Raw genomic sequence first — 18026 nt, 5'->3', positions numbered from 1 at the left:
GCTAGAGCGGCTCGAACCGCTCCACGTCGAAGCCAAAGATCGTCGCGCCTCCGACTTGGACCTCCGCCGGATAGGGCACCGCTAGCTCGCCGGGTTCGACCATGGCGGGGATGGGGCTCACCATCTGCACACGGGTGGTGGCCCCGCGCTTGATCAGGGCCATCAGCTCGCCGATGCGCTCGTCGTCGACGCCGGTCAGGAACGTCACATTGCCCTGTTGCAGAAAGCCGCCCGCCGAATCGATGCGGGTAAAGCGGAGGTCGGCGTCGCGCATCAGCTCCGCCAGCCCGTCGGCGTCCTGCTGTTGCACGATGATGATGAAAAGCTTCACGCGGGACCGGCTTGATCAGTCGGCGGCTCGGGGGACCACTCCAGAGACACATCCAGTGGCAGGGTGCGCTGTTGTGGAATTGCGGGCGGCAGCATGCCTGCGCTAGCTAGTGCGTCTTTCCATGCTTCGAGCGCCAACTCCTCGCCCCATGCCCCCAATGGCAGCGGAGGCTGCACTGCGGTCAATGGTTGCAGCATGCCGGCGTTAACCAGTGCTTTCCTCCACGCATCGAGCGCCAACGCCTCACTCTGCCCTCCCAATGGAAGCGGGGGCTGTACCGCATCCGCTACACGCAGTTTGCGCGTGGCGATCTGCTGAGCTGCGATGTGCCAAACAGCTACATGCAACTCATCCCGCGGCCTCGAAGCGTCGAGCACCTTCCAGTCCTGCCATATTGCTTGATCCAGATAGCTGTTCCGCACGCGGGTGTGAAAATCTAGTTTCTCCGCGTTCATACCGCCGGCCTTCTCCCAATCGTCGCCGCGCTGTCGATAGCTGCGCGCAAGACCGAGCCGCACATCCAGGTCCAATAGCACCGTCAAGTCTGGACGCACGCCAAACGCTGCAAACCTGTTCATCGCATCCAGAGTTCTGGTGTCGAGGCCGAAACCAGCTCCCTGATAGGCGATTGTCGACCCCGAGAAACGGTCGCAAATCACTACGCCCCGACTTCGCAGCCACGGACGGATGCGCTCGGCGACGTGCTGGGCACGCGCCGCGAGCATAAGAAGTGCTTGCACCCGCGGTTGCATGTCCGGCAACGACCGTTCATCCAACATCAGCTCCCGCAACCGTTCACCGAAATCGGTTCCTCCGGGCTCGCGGGTCAGCAGCACGTCAAGTCCAGCCCATCGCAGTCGCTGAGCCAGCAGCTGCGCCTGGGTGGATTTGCCGCTGCCTTCGGGCCCTTCGAAGGCGATGAACAGCCCGCGCCGCCGGCCGTCGACGGTCACGAGCGGGGCTTTGTCAGCGCCAGGCGCAGCCGCTGCGACGGTCCCGCGGCGCCTGAGCCGATTCGCGACGGCGCGTCGCCGTCGACCGTTGCGCCGTCCTCGACCATCTCCATCAGGCACGACTCCATCTGCAAGACGGTGTTGCTGCGCAGCACGTAGACCGGCGTGCCGCGGGCCTCGGCGTCGCGCAGCAGGCGGGGGCGGCGCCGGTAGAAGCTGCGCAGCGTCATCACGATGTCGGCGCCGCCAAGGTCGCGCGCGAGGCGCGCGTCGATGCCGGTATTGATGATGGCTTGTTCCAGCCGATTGCGCCCGACGCCGAACGGGAGAATCTGCAAGGTTCCCGAGGATGCGCGGCTGCGCGGCGAGGCTCCCGGTCCGCGTACGGCTGCGGCGGGACGCTCGGAGTCTTGCGGCGGCTCGCTGAACGTCTCGCGCTCGGTGCGCCCGTCGGCCAGGCGCACGCGGCGCTCGCCGGGGGCCGGCAGGCCGCGCAGCACGGCGTCGACCGTCTCGGCCACGTCGGTGTAGATCACGAACGAGTCGCGGCTGTGCAGCTCGATGAGCGTGTGAAAGCTGGGCGGCGCGCGGCGCTCCAGCACGGTCTTCTGCGTGCCGCGGCGGCGCGCCTCCTCGTCGCCCAGCGTCACCGCCTCGACACCGCCGACCAGGTCGGCCAGCAACGGGTTGAGTAGCACGTTTTCGAGCGTTTGGCCGTGGGCGGTGGCCACGAGCTGCACGCCCCGCTCGGCGATGGTGCGGGCGGCGCGGGCCTCGGCCTCGGTGCCGATTTCATCGACGACAACGACTTCCGGCATGTGATTCTCGACCGCCTCGATCATGACGCGGTGCTGCAGGTCGGGTTGCGCCACCTGCATGCGGCGCGCCCGCCCAATGCCGGCGTGGGGAATGTCGCCGTCGCCCGCGATCTCGTTCGAGGTGTCAACCACGACGACCCGGCGGTCCGCGTCGTTGGCGAGCACGCGCGCGATCTCGCGCAGCATGGTGGTTTTTCCGACGCCCGGCGGGCCGAGCAGCAGCAGGTTGCGCCGCGACGTGATGATGTCCGCCACCACGTGCGTCGTGCCGTGCAGGGCGCGTCCGCGCCGGATGGTGAGACCGACGATGCGCCCCGAGCGATTGCGCAGCGCCGAGAACCGATGCAGTGTGCGGGCGATGCCGGCGCGATTGTCGGCCGTAAAGGCGCCCACGGTTGCGACGACTTGATCCAAGTCGTCGCCCGTGACCTCGCGCTCCAGCAGCGCCACCGACCGGGCGTCCAGCCGGGCCTCCGGAAAGCGGCCGACATCGAGCACGATCTCGACCAGGGTGTCCCAGTCGGGCAGCGCCTGGAGGGCATCCCGAATTGAGGGCGGAAGCGCCGCCAGGAGCCGCTCGAGTTCCTCGCCGTCGGACGCCGCGGGATGCGGCACCGGGCCGTTGGCGGCGGCGGGGGGCGTGGTCGTTGCTTCCATGGGCTATCCGGGCGCTCCGTCCAGCACGACGCCGCGCACCTGCGCCGCCGCCGGCACCGCCACCTCCCTGACCATGAGCGCGTGGCTGTTGGCGTGCGTGAATCCCAGCGCGTCGAGGGCCGAGCCGATCGGCGAGTCGGGTTCGCGGATCTGAATGCGCACGGGACGCGGCGCCGCGGCGCCCAATCGCCACAGCGCCCAGTGCAGCAGCGCGCGCGCCTGGTGGTGGCCACGCGGGTGGAGCATGAGCGTCAGCCGATGACTCTCCCCGGCGTCCATGCGCAGCTCCAGCCAGGCGACGAGTCCGTGCTCGTCGGCGACCACGTGGCGTTCGATGGCAACGTCGCTCAGCCACCGCCAGAGGCCGGCGCTGCGCGGCGGCGGTTGTTCCATTTCCTCCATGGTGCGCGCTTCGGCGCGTTGCACGGCGGCAGGCGTGGTGGCGCGATAGAGCTGCATCACGTCCCAGGCATCGGGGGCTTCCTGCGGTCGCAGTCCGTCGATCTCCGGCACGGCGCTCACCGGGCCCGGCGCTCGCTCGTACTCGTGCTCGATGGCCGCGGAGGAGAAGCCGCCGGCGGTGAAGGCCGAGGCGTACGGGCTGTTCTCCCACAGGCGCGCCGCGAGGATCGGACGTCCCTGGGCGGCGGCGCATCCGGCAAGCCGCTGCAGCATGGCCTCGGCGGTTTCCAGTTGGAGCGGGCCGGCTGGGTCGCCGGATGTAGCTGATACACGCGGCGCCAGCAGAGTCAGGGCCTCGACGCTGGCGCGGCGCGCCGCCGGGGCGCAGCGCAGCAGGCCGAATCCACGCAGACGCGCGCCGGTCCAGGCCCCAACCGCTTGCAGGTCGGGCGCCACGGTGGGCAGCGCGGCGCCGGCGGCCATGAGCGCCGGCACATGGCGACCCTGGTAGGTGACCACGTCCACGCGCGGCAGATTGGCCAGCACGAAGGTCCCGACAATGGTCGGAATGTGCCAGGGACCGAGTGTGGAGCCGGTGACGTTCATGCGGTTGCCGCCTGCCCGCGGTAGGGGCGGGTTTCAAACCCGCCCTTACAAGGACTCGCAGACGTCTCCTCGCCGAACAAAGACATCGAGTGTTCCAATCCTGATGCGGGGACGAGGGGGCGATTCCTGGCCGGGGAAAACTCCCAGGCTGCACGCAGCCTGGGCCACCGGAGCGTGGAGCCGGCGTCGCTCATGCGGCGTGCGCCATGTCGACGAAGAGGCGGTGCAGGCGCGCGTCGGCAGTCAGCTCGGGATGGAAGGCCGTGCCAAGCAGGTTGCCTTGCCGCACCGCGACGATGCGGCCGTCGTCCAGCCTCGCGAGCACGTCCACCGCGTCGCCCACGCTGCCAACAATCGGCGCGCGAATGAACACCGCGTGAAACGCGCCGCCCGGCACGCCCTCGACGTCGAGCTCGGTCTCGAAGCTGTCGATTTGGCGACCGAAGGCGTTGCGCTCGACCGTCATGTCCATCAGGCCTAGCAGCGGCTGCGACTTCCCCACGTCCTTGGCGAGCAGAATCAACCCGGCGCAGGTTCCCCAGATTGGAAACCCGGACGCGCCGAGATCGCGGACCGGCTCCAGCAGCGCGTACATCTCCAGCAGCTTGCCGATCGTCGTGCTCTCGCCGCCTGGAATCACCAGCCCGTCAATACCCTCCAGGTCGCGGGGTACGCGCACCTCGCGCGATTCGACCCCGAGCCCGCGCAGCATGGCGGTGTGCTCGGCGAAATCGCCCTGCAGGGCCAGCACACCGATGACGGGGGTCACGCGCGCGGCGGCCTACCACCCACGGGTTGCGAGGAGCTCCTCCGGCGCGAGGGTGTCGCGGGCAATGCCCGTCATGGGCTCGCCGAGGCCGCGGGAGGCGGTGGCGATGATGCCGGCGTCCTGGTAGTGGGTGGTGGCTTCCACCACGGCCTTGGCGCGAATGGCGGGGTCGCTGGACTTGAAGATGCCGCTGCCCACGAAAACGCCGTCGGCGCCGAGCCGCATCATCAGCGCCGCGTCCGCCGGCGTGGCCACGCCGCCCGCGGCGAAGTTCACCACCGGCAGGCGGCCCTCGCGGGCTACCGACGCGACCAGGTCCAGCGGCGCCTGCACGTCCTTGGCGAAAGTCGCCAGCTCGTCCTCGCGCATGGTGGTGAGCCGGCGCAGATCGCCCATGACCGCGCGCATGTGGCGCACGGCCTCGACCACGTCGCCGGTGCCGGCCTCGCCCTTGGTGCGGATCATGGCGGCGCCCTCGCCAATGCGGCGCAGCGCCTCGCCGATGTTGCGGCAGCCGCAGACGAACGGCACGTCGAACCCGTGCTTGTCCACGTGGTGCGCCTCGTCCGCCGGCGTCAGGACCTCGGACTCGTCGACGTAGTCCACGCCCAGGGCCTGAAGCAATTCGGCTTCGACGAAGTGGCCGATGCGGCACTTGGCCATCACCGGGATGGTCACCGCCGCCTGGATCTCGATGATCTTCTCGGGATCGGCCATGCGCGCCACGCCGCCGTGGGCGCGAATGTCGGCGGGCACGCGCTCGAGGGCCATGACGGCCGCCGCGCCGGCGTCCTCGGCAATCTTGGCCTGTTCGGCCGTGACGACGTCCATGATGACGCCGCCCTTGAGCATCTGGGCCAGCCCGCGCTTGACGGTGAGAGTGTTCTTTTCCATATGAGGCGCTACTCGCTGCGCGTGGCGATCACGGCGATCGCGGCACGGTCACTCGCCTAATTCTAAGCCTCTGCCCGCGGCATCGCACGAATGCGCCGTTTTGGCCCCTGACTGAAGGTCGGTCACGGCGTTCGATCGGTGGCTTCGGTCCAGTCGTCCATCGCCCCGGTGAGAAACTCGTCGGTCGATGAGCCGAGCGCGGTGTTGATCTCGTCGTAGATGGCGGGCGTGGCGAGACCCAGGGATTTGAGCACGCGCGCGGTCATCTCGGTGCCGCCTTCCACCTCCTCGCACACGACGTGGTCGGCTCCCAGGGCGACCAGATCGTCGCGGTCGGACAGGTAGCGAGTGCGCGCGAGGATCGGGACGTCCGGGCAATCGGCCCGCGCGAGTCCGATGCCGCGGCGCATGGCCACGCGGTCGTTGACCAGCATGACCAGCACGCGCGCGTGACTGAGACGCGCGTGCTCGAGCGCCTCGTGGCTGGTGACGTCGCCGTAGTAGACGTGCGCGTGCTCGCGCTGACCCTCACGCACGCGGTCGGGGTCGACCTCCAGGACCACATAGGGCACGTCCGCCTGTGCCAGCGTGCGCGCGAGCAGCCGGCCCGCGACGCCGTAGCCCGCGATCACCACGTGGTCGCTGAGGCGGGCGTCCTGCGCCGTCGGCTCGTCCATGCCGCGGGCGCGCAGCAGCCGTTCCAGCGGGCGCAGCAGGGTCTCTCCCGCATGCAGGCCGCCGGTCCAATGCATGAGGATCCGCGAAATCACGATGCTGACGACGCCCGTCGTGACAACCAGGCGCAGCTCCAGGTCGGTGACCAGTCCCACGCCGGCGCCGATCAGGAGCACCACGTAGCCGAACTCGCCAAACTGCGCCAGCGAGATGCCCGACCGCCAGGCCACGCTCGCCGGGTTTCGCATGGCCAGCGCCGCCAGCGAGGCCACCAGGGCCTTGCCGAAGACGAGGCCGAGAACGATCAGCACCGCAAGCAGGGGGGAGTCCGCGAACACCCGCCAATCGAAGATCATCCCGAGCGAGATGAAGAAAAAGCTGGTAAATGCGTCGCGCAGGGGAATGATGTCGCTGGTCGCGCGGTGCCCGTAGTCGGTGTCGGCGAGGAGCATTCCGGCAAGGAACGCGCCCAGGGCCACCGACAGCCCGAGCTGGCTCATCAGCCAGGCGGAGCCCAGGGCGATCGAGATCACGGTGAGCAGAAAGACCTCGCGCGTGCGGGTGGCGTCCACGGCGCGAAAGACTCGCGGGATCAGGAATCGCGCCACGACGAGCAGGGCGACCACCGCCAATGCCGCGCGAAGCAGCTCCCACGCGACCTCCACGGCGACTCCGGTGCCCTCGCCGCCGGCCAGCGCCGGCACCAGTAACGTCAGCGGGATCACCAAGAGGTCCTGAAAGATGAGCGCCCCGACGATGAAGCGTCCGTGCGGCGCATCCAGCTCGCCGCGAACCGTGAGCACGCGCAGCACGACCACCGTGCTCGAGAGCGCCACCACAAGCCCGAAGACAATGCCGCGCGCGACGGTGTCTCCGGCGATTACCAAAATGGCAAGCGTGGCCAGCGTCGTGACGCCCACCTGCAACGAGCCGCCGAACGCGACCGCCTTCCAGATGAAGCGCAGGCGCGTGAGGGAGAACTCGAGCCCAACCGCGAACAGGAGCAGGATCACGCCCAGTTCGGCGATTTGCTCGATGTGCTCCGGGTCGCCGACCAGTCGGAGGCCGTGCGGTCCGGCGATGGCGCCGGTGACGAGGAAGCCGACGGTCGACGGAAGGCCGAAGCGATGCAGCCCAATCGCGGTGGCCACGGCCAGTCCGCCAATGACCGCCAGCTCGCCGAACAGCTCCAGTTCCACCACGTGCGCCCCCCGGCTCACGCAACTCCGTGCCGGCGCTCAAGTCTATGGGCTGCCGGGGCGGAATCCCGCGAGGCGGTGGGCGGGGTTTTTATACACGTTCGGGCTTTAACTTCGAATACGAACTATATTCCGATCTGTGAAAAATGCCTTTGGGGCGCTGGATACAATTTGATTACAATGGTAACGCAATGGCACGACCCACAAAGCTCACCCCGAAAGTGCGCCGCCGATTGGTGGCTGCGGCTGGCGACGGCCTGACGCTGGGAGATTGCGCGGCGTTGGCGGGCGTGACGCGAAAGACTCTGGACAACTGGATTCACGGCGACGAGGACTTCGCGTGTGACTTCCTTCGCGCACGGGCGGAGGCGCGTCTCGAAGTGTTGCGGCTGCTCAAGAACGGGGGCGGCGGCGGACAGTGGCGCGCGCGAATGGCCTGGCTGTCGCGAACGTCGAATGACTATCGGGAGGGGAGTTTCCACAGCGATAGGGTGTTTCCGTCGAATCCGTCCAGCCTGGTCGAAACCATGGTGGCGGAGATTTCTTCGAAGGACTGACAGGCTCGAGCCTGCGTCTGCCGACTCCCATCCGCCCGTGCACGAGCGTCTGAAGAACCTCGCGGCCTACGGGATGGCTAGTCTGGCGTCTCACCCCTGTCATTTCGAGCGGAGCGAGAAATCTAAGGGGCCGGGAGAAGACGCAGCGGCCTTAGATTCCTCACTGCGTTCGGAATGACAGGAGGGGCGTTCGGAATGACAGGAGGGGCGTTCGGAATGACGGACGTGGCGGTCCGGCGGCGGGCGGCGAACGACTCGGAGGGGGAGGGCGCGGCGGCCAGTCCCACGCTGCGCGCAGCGCGGGCCACCGGATCTGGACTCGCGTCAGACGCCCGTGTGCCGCCGTTCGTATTCCCGGTGCCGATGCCCGAGGTGCACGAAGGCCCGCCAGGCCAACGCGAGCAGAAACCACAGGATCGCCGCGACGGCGCTGACGTAGATCACGCCCACCAGCATGGCCGCCACCCCTGCGGCGAAGCCGCTCGCCGAGACGCCCGATTGCTGGATCGCCGCGGTAGCGCTGGGGATGGACACGGCTTCGGTAGGTGGCGGGATGGGCGAATACAGCAGCCAAAGCCATATACCAAGTAGCGTCCCGACGGCGGCGGCGAGCGCTGCGGTCCCCACGAGGACTTTCTTCCTGGATCCCATCATCGGCCTCCAGATTCACCAGAGCGGGCGCCATTGCCCCCCGGCCCAAGATTCTACACCGCACATTGCGGGCGTGGACTTTTTTTACATGGCAACACCGCTGTCATTTTCAGCCCTCGCCATGTCATTTCGAGCGGAGCGAGAAACTTAAGAGGCCGGGGGCGGGCCCAGCGTCCGCGGAATCCTCACGGCGTTGGGAATGGCACGTCAGGGAGTCAGGTCGTCAGGCCGGCGCGAACTCCCACGCTGCACGCAGCGCGGGCCACCGATGTACGCCTTAGCCGGCGGCTCGGCGATACTCGTGGATCACGAGCACGGAGCCGCGGGCGACGGAGACTTCGGCTTGCGGATCGGTCATTTCGTTGCTGACCCCGAGGCTGGAGCCGTGCGGGAGCACACCGTCCCGCAGGGCATAGCGAAGACCCTGGGTGGTGACGCCGTGTGCGTCGCCGCCGACGGCGAGCAGGGTCACGCAGTCGCCGGCCGCGCCGCGCCAGGCCGACGATCCGCCGACGAGCCAGATCCGATGCGCGGCGTCCTCGATCACGGCGTCGACGTCGCGCAGGTCCGGGTGCGCCAGCAGCCCGACGTTGGCCAGCAGGTGATCCACCCGCGGTCCGCCCAACGCGCCGACGATGGTGATGGACGTAGCTCCACGGCTCAGGGCCTCGCGCAGCGCCAGCTCACCGTCCGTGGCGTCCTTGGCGGTGGGGAAATCGCGGATGTCCGCGCCGGCGGCGCGCGCTCGGTCGAGGGTCGCGGCCGGAACCGAGTCCTGATCTCCAACGATCACGTCGCAGACGCCCCGGGCAGCCTCAACGTGGGCGGCGCCGCCGTCGGCGGCGATGACAATCTGCGCGCGCGCGAGCGCCCGCCGGACGTGGGTCGGCTCGGCGTCACCGCCGAGCGCTACGACGGCGTGCACCGAGATTGCCTCGGGCCTAGTGCCCGGCGATCGCGTCCCGCACGCCCTCCGCGTTCTGCGCCCACCAGTCGCGCAGAATCTGGACGTCGGTGCCGATCGAGAAGTGGCGCACGCCCTGGTCCAGGTAGTACTTGGCCTGGTCGGGCGAGCTGATCTCGGCGCGCGGGTGCTTGCCCATGGCAAGCGCGGTCTTGATGATGTGCTCCTCCGCCGCCTTACAGCGGGGATGCCAGTATTCGCCGGGAAGATCGATGCTCATGGCGTAGTCGGCAGGACCGAACTGGAGCATGTCGACGCCCTTGACGGCGAGGATGTTCTCGATGTCCTTGACGGCGCCGTCCTTCTCGATCATCAGCGCCACCACGGAATCTTCGAGCGCCTGGACGAAGGCCTTCCCCCCGCCGGCGCTTTCCCAGCCGTAGCCCACGTCGCGCCGGGAACCGGCCCCGTGCCGCCCGCCGGTGGACGGTGTTTCGGCGCGCACCGCCGCCACGCAGTCCGCCGCCTCTTCGGCCGAGTGCACATCGGCAAAGAGGATGTTCTGGATGCCCGAGCCGATGGAGCGAATCGCGAGGTGCGTCCGCGGCTCCTGTTCGACTTTCATCATGCCGCTGAGGTGGTCGAACAGCTCGATGGCCCGCCCGATGTTCTCCAGCGAATAGAGGTCGTAGGGCGCGTATTCGCCCACGAACTCCACGTAGTCGATGACGCCGGTCTGTCCGACGAGTTCCACCACGCCCGGCCATGAGACCAGGATGTGGGTGCCGACCGACGGCTGGCCGGTGTTGAGCAATTCACGCAGTGTGTTTGGTCGCATCGCACTCGCGTCGGGATCGAACCGGGTGATAGTTCCACACGGCTCGCGCGTGGTCGAACCGGAGGCCGGGCAGGCGTCGGTCTGACGAGCGTCTAGTAGATCTCGACGAAGGTAGGGAGGTACGACGCCAGGTCGGCGGCGGTCGCCGCGCTGCTGCAGCAGAACACCTGGTCGTCCTCCACGATGCGGAATCCGGCTTCCAGCAATGGGGCAAGGGCTGGGTGCGGGGCGGGCACGTCAAGGCGCACCGCCCGCGCCCGCGGCCGGGCCCACTTCAGCGCGGCCGCCACGCAGGCGCCGGCGTCGGCGGGGTCGCCAACCCCGAGCGGGCCGAGGGCGTACGTGCCCGACTGCTTCGGTTCGTCCGCCATGCGCTGGGCCACGAGGCCATAGCCCACGGTCGCGCCGCCGCGCCGGAACCACAGCGGCTGCGCGGCCACCTCGTTGGCCACGAAGGTGAGGTCCTGCGGTCGGTGACGCTTGCCGACGCGCGCGTCCCAGGCAATGAACGCCGGGTCGTCCACGGCGGCCACCGCGGCCTCGACACCGCCGTCCAGCGACTGGAGGTCGAATTGCTCCGCGCGCAACTCGTAGACCGGCCAGCGCGGCGTCATGCCGACGCGGGCGTAGAGACCGACGGCGCGCCGGTCCCTCGAGCTCAGCGTGAAGCGCTCGGGGACGTCGGCGGGCATGACGGCCGCCAGCAGGCGCCGTCCAATGCCGCGGTCCTGCACGTCGGCCGCGACGGCCAGCTCCGCCAGCACGGCCACGTCGCCGCGGATCAGCGCGGCCGCCATGCCGACGACGCGGTCGCCGCGCGCGGCGACCCAGACGGCGCCGGTGGTCAGCTCGTGGGCGTAGAGCGGCAGGGAATCGTCGTCGGGCGACGGGTCTTCCCGCTCGGCCTCGGCCCACAGCCGGTCGAACTGGGTGATATCGCCCTCACGGGCGGGACGCAGCTCGATGTCGCCGAGCCCGTCGGGAGTCACTCCTCGCGGTATTGCCGCAGGGCGTCCCAGTTGAACTCGACGCCCAGCCCGGGCCCCTGCGGCAGCATCACAGTGCCGCGGTCCGTGAGCTCCAGCTTCTCGTGGAACATGACTTCGTTGAGACCGGCCACGTTGGGGTTGTAGTACTCGAGGATCAGCGGGAACGGGAATGCGGCCAGCAGGTGAATGTGAATCTCCTGCAGGCCGTGCGGGGCGATGGGGATCTCGTAGGCCGAGGCCAGGGCGGCGATGCGGCGGTATTCCGTGATGCCGCCAAGGACCATGGCGTCGGGATTGGCGATGCGCACTGCGTCGGACTCGAACAGCTCGCGAAAGCCCCAGCGGGTGTACTCGTTCTCACCGGCGGCGACGGGCACGCTGGAGGAATTGGCGACGGCGGCGCTGCCGGCCATGTTGTCGGGCGAGACGGGCTCCTCGAACCAAAAGGCGTCGTAGGACTCAAGGATGCGGGCCATGCGCACGGCGTCGGCCGTGACGTAGGCATTGTTGGCGTCCACCAGCAGGTCCACCTCGTCGCCGATGGCGTCGCGCACGGCCGCCACGCGGCGCTCGTCCTCGCGCAGCGACACTGCGCCGATCTTCATCTTGACGGCGGTGGCGCCTTGCTCGACATAGCCGAGCATCTCGTCCTGCAGCTCGGGAATGCCCTTGCCCTCGGCGTAGTAGCCGCCGGCGATGTAGGCGCGCACCTCGTCGGTGTAGCCGCCCAGGAGCCGGTAGAGCGGAAGCTCCACGGCTCGGGCAATCACGTCCCACAGGGCGATGTCGATGGCCGAAAGCGCGCGCGTGGTGAGGCCCTTGCGACCGAAGATCTTGGGCTGGTAGAGCCGGTCCCAGATGCGCTCGACGTTGAACGGGTCTTCGCCGATGACGGCCTCGGACATGTTATCGATGACGGTGACCAGCACGTCGCGCCCGGACGGGAGGCCGAGACCGCCGCAAATGCCGACGCCCTCGATGCCCTCGTCGGTCTGGATGCGGACGACGACGTTCTTGGAGTGGGTGTAGGTGTACTTGCCGTTGGTGATCGGCGGGTCATGCGGCTTGGCGTAGACCTCGGCGGAAACGCGCGTCACCTTCACGGGGCACCTCGGGCAGTCGTGGAGCGGGGATGTACGCAGCAAACCATCGGCGGCGTCAGGGGTCAACCGCTGGGCTGGGCGGCTCCGATGGAGAACGTGATTCCGGCGTGGGCCACACCGTCCACCAGGATCTGGACGAAATAGCGGCCAAGGCATTCGGTCTCGTCGATGTAGAACCCAAAGAAGCCGCGCCGCATGGGCGACCGGGCCGGCAGGGAGTAGCTGCCGCGGCAGCCTTCGGCGGCCTGCCAGGAAAAGCCGAGCTCGGCGCCGGCCGTGACGTTGAGGAACTCGACGGCGATGTAGACCCGCTGGTTGGGCTCGAAGGTGCTGGTTTCACCCACGGGGCGCTGGAGGCCGTCCACTCCCTCGGCCGTGTCCACGCGACCCACGGCGGCTCGCGCGTCGGGCGGGGGGACGATGGCGGTCGGGGTTCTGTTGGCGGACGGTGGCGGCGCGGTGGGCGCCGGGGTGGCGACCGGCGCGGGTGTCGACGGCGGCGCGGCGGTCGGCGTGACGGGCGCGGTTGGCAGGGGCGTGGCGGTGCGGTTCTGTGGCGACGCGGTTGGCGTTTGGATGTTCGGCGTTTGCTGGGGCTCGGGCGTTGGAGCGGGTGTGGGGGGCGCGGTCGGGGCGACGGTGATCTCGACAACCGTCGGCGTTGGCGTCACCGTCACCGGTTCGGCGACGACCTCGGAGTCACCGCAGGCGGCGAGCAGCCATGCCGTGACGCCCAAGATGATGATCGGCGCCAGCCGGGAGAGCCGTTTGCGCATCGACCTCGCCTCTAGGCCGTGCCCCCGCCCACTGAGTCGTGTGGACGGACTACGGGACAGGGAATGGCGCGGGTCCCTTTACCGCGCGCCCGCTGAGTCTAGCAATCGCCAATGCCGCCTCGATGGAGGCGCTCAGCTCCCGAGCAGGGCCTGGAGACGGTCAATCACCAGGCGCTGAGCGGCCTCGATCGGCTGCTGAATCGTGAGGCCGGCCGCGAGCTGGTGGCCGCCCCCGCCGTACTCCTCGGCGACTTCCCGAATCGGGCGCCCGGTGGAACGCAGGCTGGCGCGAGTCCTCTTGGTGTCGAGCTCATAGAACACCGCTGCAATCTCCGCGCCCACGACTTCCTGAAGGGCATTGGGCAATCCGTGCGAGTAGTGCACGCTGGCATCCACCGAGGCCGCCATGGCCTGGGTGACGCAGGTCCAGACGATGCGACCGTCGGCCGTGGTTTGCACCGCCGCCAGGGCGGCGCCATACAGGCGCGTGGCCGGGATGGTGCGCGCATTGAGCACGCGCCGCGGGAGGCCGTGCGTCGCGCCGCCGGCTTCCAGCAAGCCGGCCGCTGCCCGCAGCGTGCGAGGCGAGGTGTCGGCGATTTGGAACCCGAGCGTGTCGCCGACCAGGCCCGCTTGCAGATTGGTCGCCATGTCCGCCGTCAGCGGGATGCGGGCCTCCGTCAGCAGCCCCCACAAAACCTCGGCCGTGGCCGCGGCGGCGGTCTCCACGTAGTTGACGGCGCCGTAGTGCTGGTTGGAGTCGTGGTGGTCGATGTTGACGACGGGCCGGCTGCTCAAGAGCGCGTCACGTGTGGTTGGCTCGCCGCCCAAGAGCGCGGGACTGGCGGTATCGACGACGAAGATCACGTCGCGGTGCGCGGCCCCAAGCTCGGCGGTGAGGGGAACGACGGCGGCCGCGCCCGGAAGCTCGTTCAAGGGCGGGGCAATGCGGTCCGGCTGGTGGACGGCCAACACCGCCTCCACGCCAAGCTGGGCAAAGGCGCCGCCGAGCGCCAGCGCGGAGCCCAGGCTGTCGGCGTCCGAATCCCGGTGCGACAGCACCAAGGGACGCCGCGCGCGATGAAGGGCATCGATCACGCGGCGTCGCGCGGCGGGGAGGTCTGGTTCCGTGCGAATGCGAGGCGGCTTTCGGGAGGCGCGGGGGCGGCGGATTATTTCACAGGCCGAAGGTGCGCCAGCGCGATCCCCGCTGGTGGCTCGCTTAGGCCGGCGCATGACGTATTTCGGCTTGGTCGCCGCGGTCCGTTCGCCTCTCCCCTCTTGAGACCTTGTTGAAATCCGGTAGGGGCGGGCCTCAGACCCGCCCGACGCCAGGCATCCGGCGTGCATCCAAACTCGACCGAACTGGCTTCCGGCCTCCGCCCTCGAAGGCGTTGGCGTAACCCTTCGTCATTCCCGCGAAGGCGGGAATCCACCCTTCATTGAACCTGGGCGCGGACAGAGGGCGCCCGGTCATCCCCAAGCGCGGCTGGATTCTGCAAGGGTCTCCACTCGCGGGGACAGGCGCCGCCGGAACGACGGAGGGGCGACGCAAACGACTCCGTCGAAGGCTTCGCTCAGGAAAGGCACTGCCTCGTCCACACGGCATCCGGACCCGCTACCGGCGTGAGGTCCTCGCGGCCAAGCCGGCGGTCGAGCTCGGCCAGCGTCGCGTCGTGGCCCGCCAACGTCTCGCGTGGGGCAATGTCGGCCAGCGGGGCCGCCATGAACGGCCGCTCGGCGACGCGGGGGTGCGGAATGGTCACGCGCCCGTTCGCAATGGTCAGCGCTCCCAGGCTCACAATGTCCACATCCAGCGGGCGCGGGCCGTAGGGGATGCCCGGCCGACGCCCAGCGGCGAATTCGAGGCCCTTGCCCCACATCAAGAGCCGCACCGGCCCCAGCCCGGTCGTGAGCCGCAGCGCCAGGTTCAGAAACGGGCCCTGGTGGATATGCCCGGCCGGCGGCGACTCGTAGACCGGCGACACGGCATCGATGCGTCCAACCATCCCCAACCCCGCCACCGCGAAGCGCAAGTGACCCATCCGATCGCCCAGGTTCGAGCCCAGGACCAGGAGGGCTGGGAGGGGGGTGTTAGGTGGGTGCGGGGTCATGGAGAGTGTGGCTGTGCACAAAATTGGCGCGGCCAAGACCTACGTCTACTCGCGCTGCACGATTCGGGTGACGGCGGCCAGGGCAAGCGTGATCGTGCCCCAGCCCACCAGCTTCAGAATCCACAGAGACCACACGACTGCCAGGGCGCCGCCGCCGCTTTCAGCATTGATGACCCACCGCGACTCGACGCCCAGGTCAACAACCGGAAGGAACACATCAAGCGTGTGGATGAACCAGTCGTACGGTGATGGCGTGTCCGAGAGGCTGGTGACAACGCCCGCCCGGTCCGCACCAAAGACGAGTGCAAGCGCAACCAGAAATACACCGACTCCGAGCACCAGCGGCCGCCACGGCTGCCAGCCGTAACGCACCGAGCAATCCAAGAATCTGTCCCAGCTCTTGTGCCACCGATTGGGAAGCGTTCCCCGACGCTTTCGACGCTTGGCGATCAACACTTGCGTAGCTTCATGGTCCTGACCGTTGCTCCGAAAGACGGCCGCAAGCTGGTCGAATGGCTGAGGGTGATAGCCCGGTCGTTGGATCTCAAGCCACCGCAGGCGGGTATTGAGGTCTGGGGGCGAATCCAAAGCAAATTGCTCGTAGACAAAGCCATCGAGACCTAGCGTCGTACTGCTTGCGAATAGGCGTTCGGGATCATCGTTGAGCACGCGGATTCGCGCAGCTCGCAGATCCAATTCCCCAAAGATTCGCAGACTCGGACCATGCAAAAAGAATATATCCATGCGAGCATTCTGCAGAATGAGACCACTGGCATAGACTTGGGATGAATTAGTCTTACTAGAGAATACTGCATCTATGACTTCGAGATGTCGACCAAGGTGAGCACTGACGAACCTTACCTCACCCACCGCGTGAAAGCCGTCTAGTAGAAACGCGCCGCCTCGGATGTCGGTACCATCAGCGAGGAGGGCATGATCTCCGCCATTCTCGATTCGGCCACCTTTGCAGACAAGTCCACCGCCGATATATGCGCCTGGAAGCCGCACCTCGCCAGCAGCATAGAAGCCAGCTTTGGCATCTAGAGAAAGGTTGACTGAGCCGTTGATCTTGGATCCGTCGATGCTGAGTGAGACGCGTCCGGGATTATCGAATCGTCCTCCTTCGCAGATGAGATTTCCACCGATATGCGCATTTCGCAGCCGCACCGATCCAGTGGCCTGAAATCCTGAAGCGAGCGATACATCGTCATGGACGTTCAGTGTGTCGGCTACGAGTGCATCGCCCGCATAGGGTGCGTTGAAGCTCGCTCCGTCGCATATCATTTTGCCGCCGATTCGTGCGCTGATGAATCGCATTTCGCCGGTCGCTTGAAAGCCGTCTTGCAGCAATACGCTACCCCGGATGTTTGCGCCGTCAGCGTTGGGCGCCTGACCTTCGAGATTATAGATCGTTGCCTGATTGCAGCCTAAATTGCCACCGATCGACGCACTCATGAGATGGACCTTTCCGATTGCGATCGAGTGGTCACATAGAAATGCGCTGCCGCCTACTTTGAGGCCATAGGCATTTATTGCTACCCCGTTTTCCCCAGTTACTGCGAGGTCCGAAATAACTACCGATCTGCTGACCTCAGCGTCTATCAGGTTGACGACTCCCTTTATCAATGACTCAGTGATTTGCAGGCGACCCTTAATCCAGACTCCCTCGGCATTTATTGACGACAAGACGCAGCGACTTATAGATAGACTGTGTAATTGTCCTAAACTGAAATAGAGATCAGTATCGAAAAGGCAGGACTCAAATAGGAGGGCTGTCATGGTCTGAGCGTGATCAAGGTGGATACCGACGATTTCATCGGGAAGATCCAGATCGACCATACCGGTCACTTGGGCACCCTGGATCACAACTTGTGGAACTGCTGGTGCTCCGCATGGCGGAAGTCGTACGAGGAGTGCCGCCAGCACGAATCCCCGGACGGTGCGCTCCGGTCCCCATTCGTCGTCGAAGAGAAGTTCACGCGGATCGTCGTTGCCGAAAGTGCAAAGCTGGCCGCCCATGACGGCTTGCCACATGTGCTTCTCCGGTGGAGTCAGCGCGAGGTCGTCGGGGGGTTCCACTTGGGGTGCAGGCGGCTAGCGAGGTGGTTGCTCGACTTGAAGGTAACAACCGACAGCGAACTGAGCCGAAGCGGGTTGTTCAGTCCACGACAGGGCGGTTTGCGAACCGCCCCTCCATGATCCGGTCGTCGCATCCGCTCTGAGCTGTCGTCGCCGCTGTGGTTCGACGGGCTCACCACGAGCGGCTACAGGCTCACCACGAGCGGGGCGATGGGCGTTTCTCCGAAGTTACCCGGAGGACCCTCAGATTAGGGGTGTCCGGTCCCACGCTGCACGCAGCGCGGGCCACCGAGCCGGATTCCTGGACTCCGGCTTCCGCCGGAGTGACGGACGGTCGTTGAGAGACTTCGGCGCCGACCTTATAGAATGGACGCCCGCAGGATGGCGCTGGCGTGGTCGGTGCGCGGCGCCTAGGGAAGGTCTGAACAATTCCGCGTGATGCCGGCGCCCGCAGCCATCTGCGAGAGGGCACCAAACGGCCCCACCTGGAATATCACTCGATGACCCCCATCCCAACCTCTTCCCTCGAACAGACTTTTGTAAGAACGGTCGATACCCCTCGCCCGAGCTGCGGATCCCCCTCACCCCAACCCTCTCCCTCCAGGGGAGAGGGGGTCGGACCTGCGCTCCAGGCACCGCGGGAGGGATTACGCAAAGGTCTCCTTGAAAAGGGAAGGGGTTCCAAACGACGTTTTTTCGGTGAGGACCCCA

17 protein-coding genes are annotated in these 18026 nt (G+C 67.4%); 1 reads left to right on the top strand and 16 read right to left on the bottom strand.

Translation table 11 applies throughout. The features are described 5' to 3' along the window. Window position 1: 1 nt before the first annotated feature. The 7 genes from OXG79_06395 to OXG79_06365 form a co-directional block, all read right to left on the bottom strand. Window positions 2-331 carry a cyclic-di-AMP receptor gene (locus OXG79_06395; protein MCY3783398.1) on the bottom strand — a complete coding sequence of 110 codons (330 nt, stop codon included), beginning with the start codon at window positions 329-331 and terminating at the stop codon, window positions 2-4. After that, a complete protein-coding gene (gene tmk, locus OXG79_06390) occupies window positions 328-1284 on the bottom strand; it encodes a dTMP kinase (GenBank protein ID MCY3783397.1) in 957 nt (318 codons plus the stop codon). Before tmk ends, OXG79_06395 begins: the two co-directional genes overlap by 4 nt. Then, window positions 1281-2759, bottom strand: a complete 1479-nt coding sequence (locus OXG79_06385) for an AAA family ATPase (protein ID MCY3783396.1) — start codon at window positions 2757-2759, stop codon at window positions 1281-1283. The genes tmk and OXG79_06385 overlap by 4 nt, the downstream gene beginning before the upstream one ends. 3 nt (window positions 2760-2762) lie before the next feature. Then, complete coding sequence (locus tag OXG79_06380; GenBank protein MCY3783395.1) at window positions 2763-3767, bottom strand: hypothetical protein; 1005 nt, start codon at window positions 3765-3767, stop codon at window positions 2763-2765. Between the two features lie 190 nt (window positions 3768-3957). Further along, window positions 3958-4536: a pyridoxal 5'-phosphate synthase glutaminase subunit PdxT gene (gene pdxT, locus OXG79_06375; GenBank protein ID MCY3783394.1), complete on the bottom strand. Its 579-nt coding sequence runs from the start codon at window positions 4534-4536 to the stop codon at window positions 3958-3960. Between the two features lie 12 nt (window positions 4537-4548). After that, a complete protein-coding gene (pdxS, locus tag OXG79_06370; GenBank protein MCY3783393.1) occupies window positions 4549-5430 on the bottom strand; it encodes a pyridoxal 5'-phosphate synthase lyase subunit PdxS in 882 nt (293 codons plus the stop codon). Between the two features lie 122 nt (window positions 5431-5552). After that, on the bottom strand, window positions 5553-7325 hold the full coding sequence (locus OXG79_06365; GenBank protein ID MCY3783392.1) for a cation:proton antiporter: 1773 nt from the start codon (window positions 7323-7325) through the stop codon (window positions 5553-5555). 170 nt (window positions 7326-7495) lie between these two features. Between OXG79_06365 and OXG79_06360 the strand changes: the two genes are divergently transcribed. Then, window positions 7496-7861 (top strand): hypothetical protein, encoded by a 366-nt coding sequence (locus OXG79_06360; protein ID MCY3783391.1) that lies wholly within the window; start codon window positions 7496-7498, stop codon window positions 7859-7861. A gap of 324 nt (window positions 7862-8185) precedes the next feature. Here the strand turns inward: OXG79_06360 and OXG79_06355 are convergent, their stop codons facing one another. The 9 genes from OXG79_06355 to OXG79_06315 all read right to left on the bottom strand — a co-directional run bounded on the left by OXG79_06355 (window position 8186) and on the right by OXG79_06315 (window position 17270). After that, entirely contained in the window at window positions 8186-8488 is a 303-nt protein-coding gene (locus OXG79_06355) for a hypothetical protein (protein MCY3783390.1), read from the bottom strand. A gap of 301 nt (window positions 8489-8789) precedes the next feature. Continuing rightward, the gene (locus OXG79_06350; protein MCY3783389.1) at window positions 8790-9437 is read right to left on the bottom strand and encodes a thiamine diphosphokinase; all 648 of its coding nucleotides are present in this window, start codon (window positions 9435-9437) and stop codon (window positions 8790-8792) included. A 16-nt stretch (window positions 9438-9453) separates the two neighbouring features. Beyond that, a complete protein-coding gene (locus OXG79_06345) occupies window positions 9454-10254 on the bottom strand; it encodes an aldolase/citrate lyase family protein (protein MCY3783388.1) in 801 nt (266 codons plus the stop codon). A gap of 92 nt (window positions 10255-10346) precedes the next feature. Continuing rightward, the gene (locus tag OXG79_06340; protein ID MCY3783387.1) at window positions 10347-11243 is read right to left on the bottom strand and encodes a GNAT family N-acetyltransferase; all 897 of its coding nucleotides are present in this window, start codon (window positions 11241-11243) and stop codon (window positions 10347-10349) included. Next, window positions 11240-12346: a mandelate racemase/muconate lactonizing enzyme family protein gene (locus OXG79_06335; GenBank protein ID MCY3783386.1), complete on the bottom strand. Its 1107-nt coding sequence runs from the start codon at window positions 12344-12346 to the stop codon at window positions 11240-11242. Before OXG79_06335 ends, OXG79_06340 begins: the two co-directional genes overlap by 4 nt. Window positions 12347-12408: 62 nt before the next feature. Beyond that, window positions 12409-13122 carry a hypothetical protein gene (locus tag OXG79_06330; GenBank protein MCY3783385.1) on the bottom strand — a complete coding sequence of 238 codons (714 nt, stop codon included), beginning with the start codon at window positions 13120-13122 and terminating at the stop codon, window positions 12409-12411. 132 nt (window positions 13123-13254) lie between these two features. Then, window positions 13255-14220, bottom strand: a complete 966-nt coding sequence (locus OXG79_06325) for a DHH family phosphoesterase (GenBank protein MCY3783384.1) — start codon at window positions 14218-14220, stop codon at window positions 13255-13257. A 479-nt stretch (window positions 14221-14699) separates the two neighbouring features. Next, entirely contained in the window at window positions 14700-15236 is a 537-nt protein-coding gene (folK, locus tag OXG79_06320) for a 2-amino-4-hydroxy-6-hydroxymethyldihydropteridine diphosphokinase (GenBank protein ID MCY3783383.1), read from the bottom strand. A gap of 45 nt (window positions 15237-15281) precedes the next feature. Then, the gene (locus tag OXG79_06315) at window positions 15282-17270 is read right to left on the bottom strand and encodes a hypothetical protein (GenBank protein ID MCY3783382.1); all 1989 of its coding nucleotides are present in this window, start codon (window positions 17268-17270) and stop codon (window positions 15282-15284) included. Window positions 17271-18026: the final 756 nt, after the last annotated feature.

It is taken from the genome of Chloroflexota bacterium, assembly GCA_026706485.1.
Lineage (GTDB): Bacteria > Chloroflexota > UBA11872 > UBA11872 > UBA11872 > JAJECS01.
The sequence above is the reverse complement of the archived record's forward strand: the minus strand, read 5'-3'. Positions and strand labels throughout refer to the sequence as shown.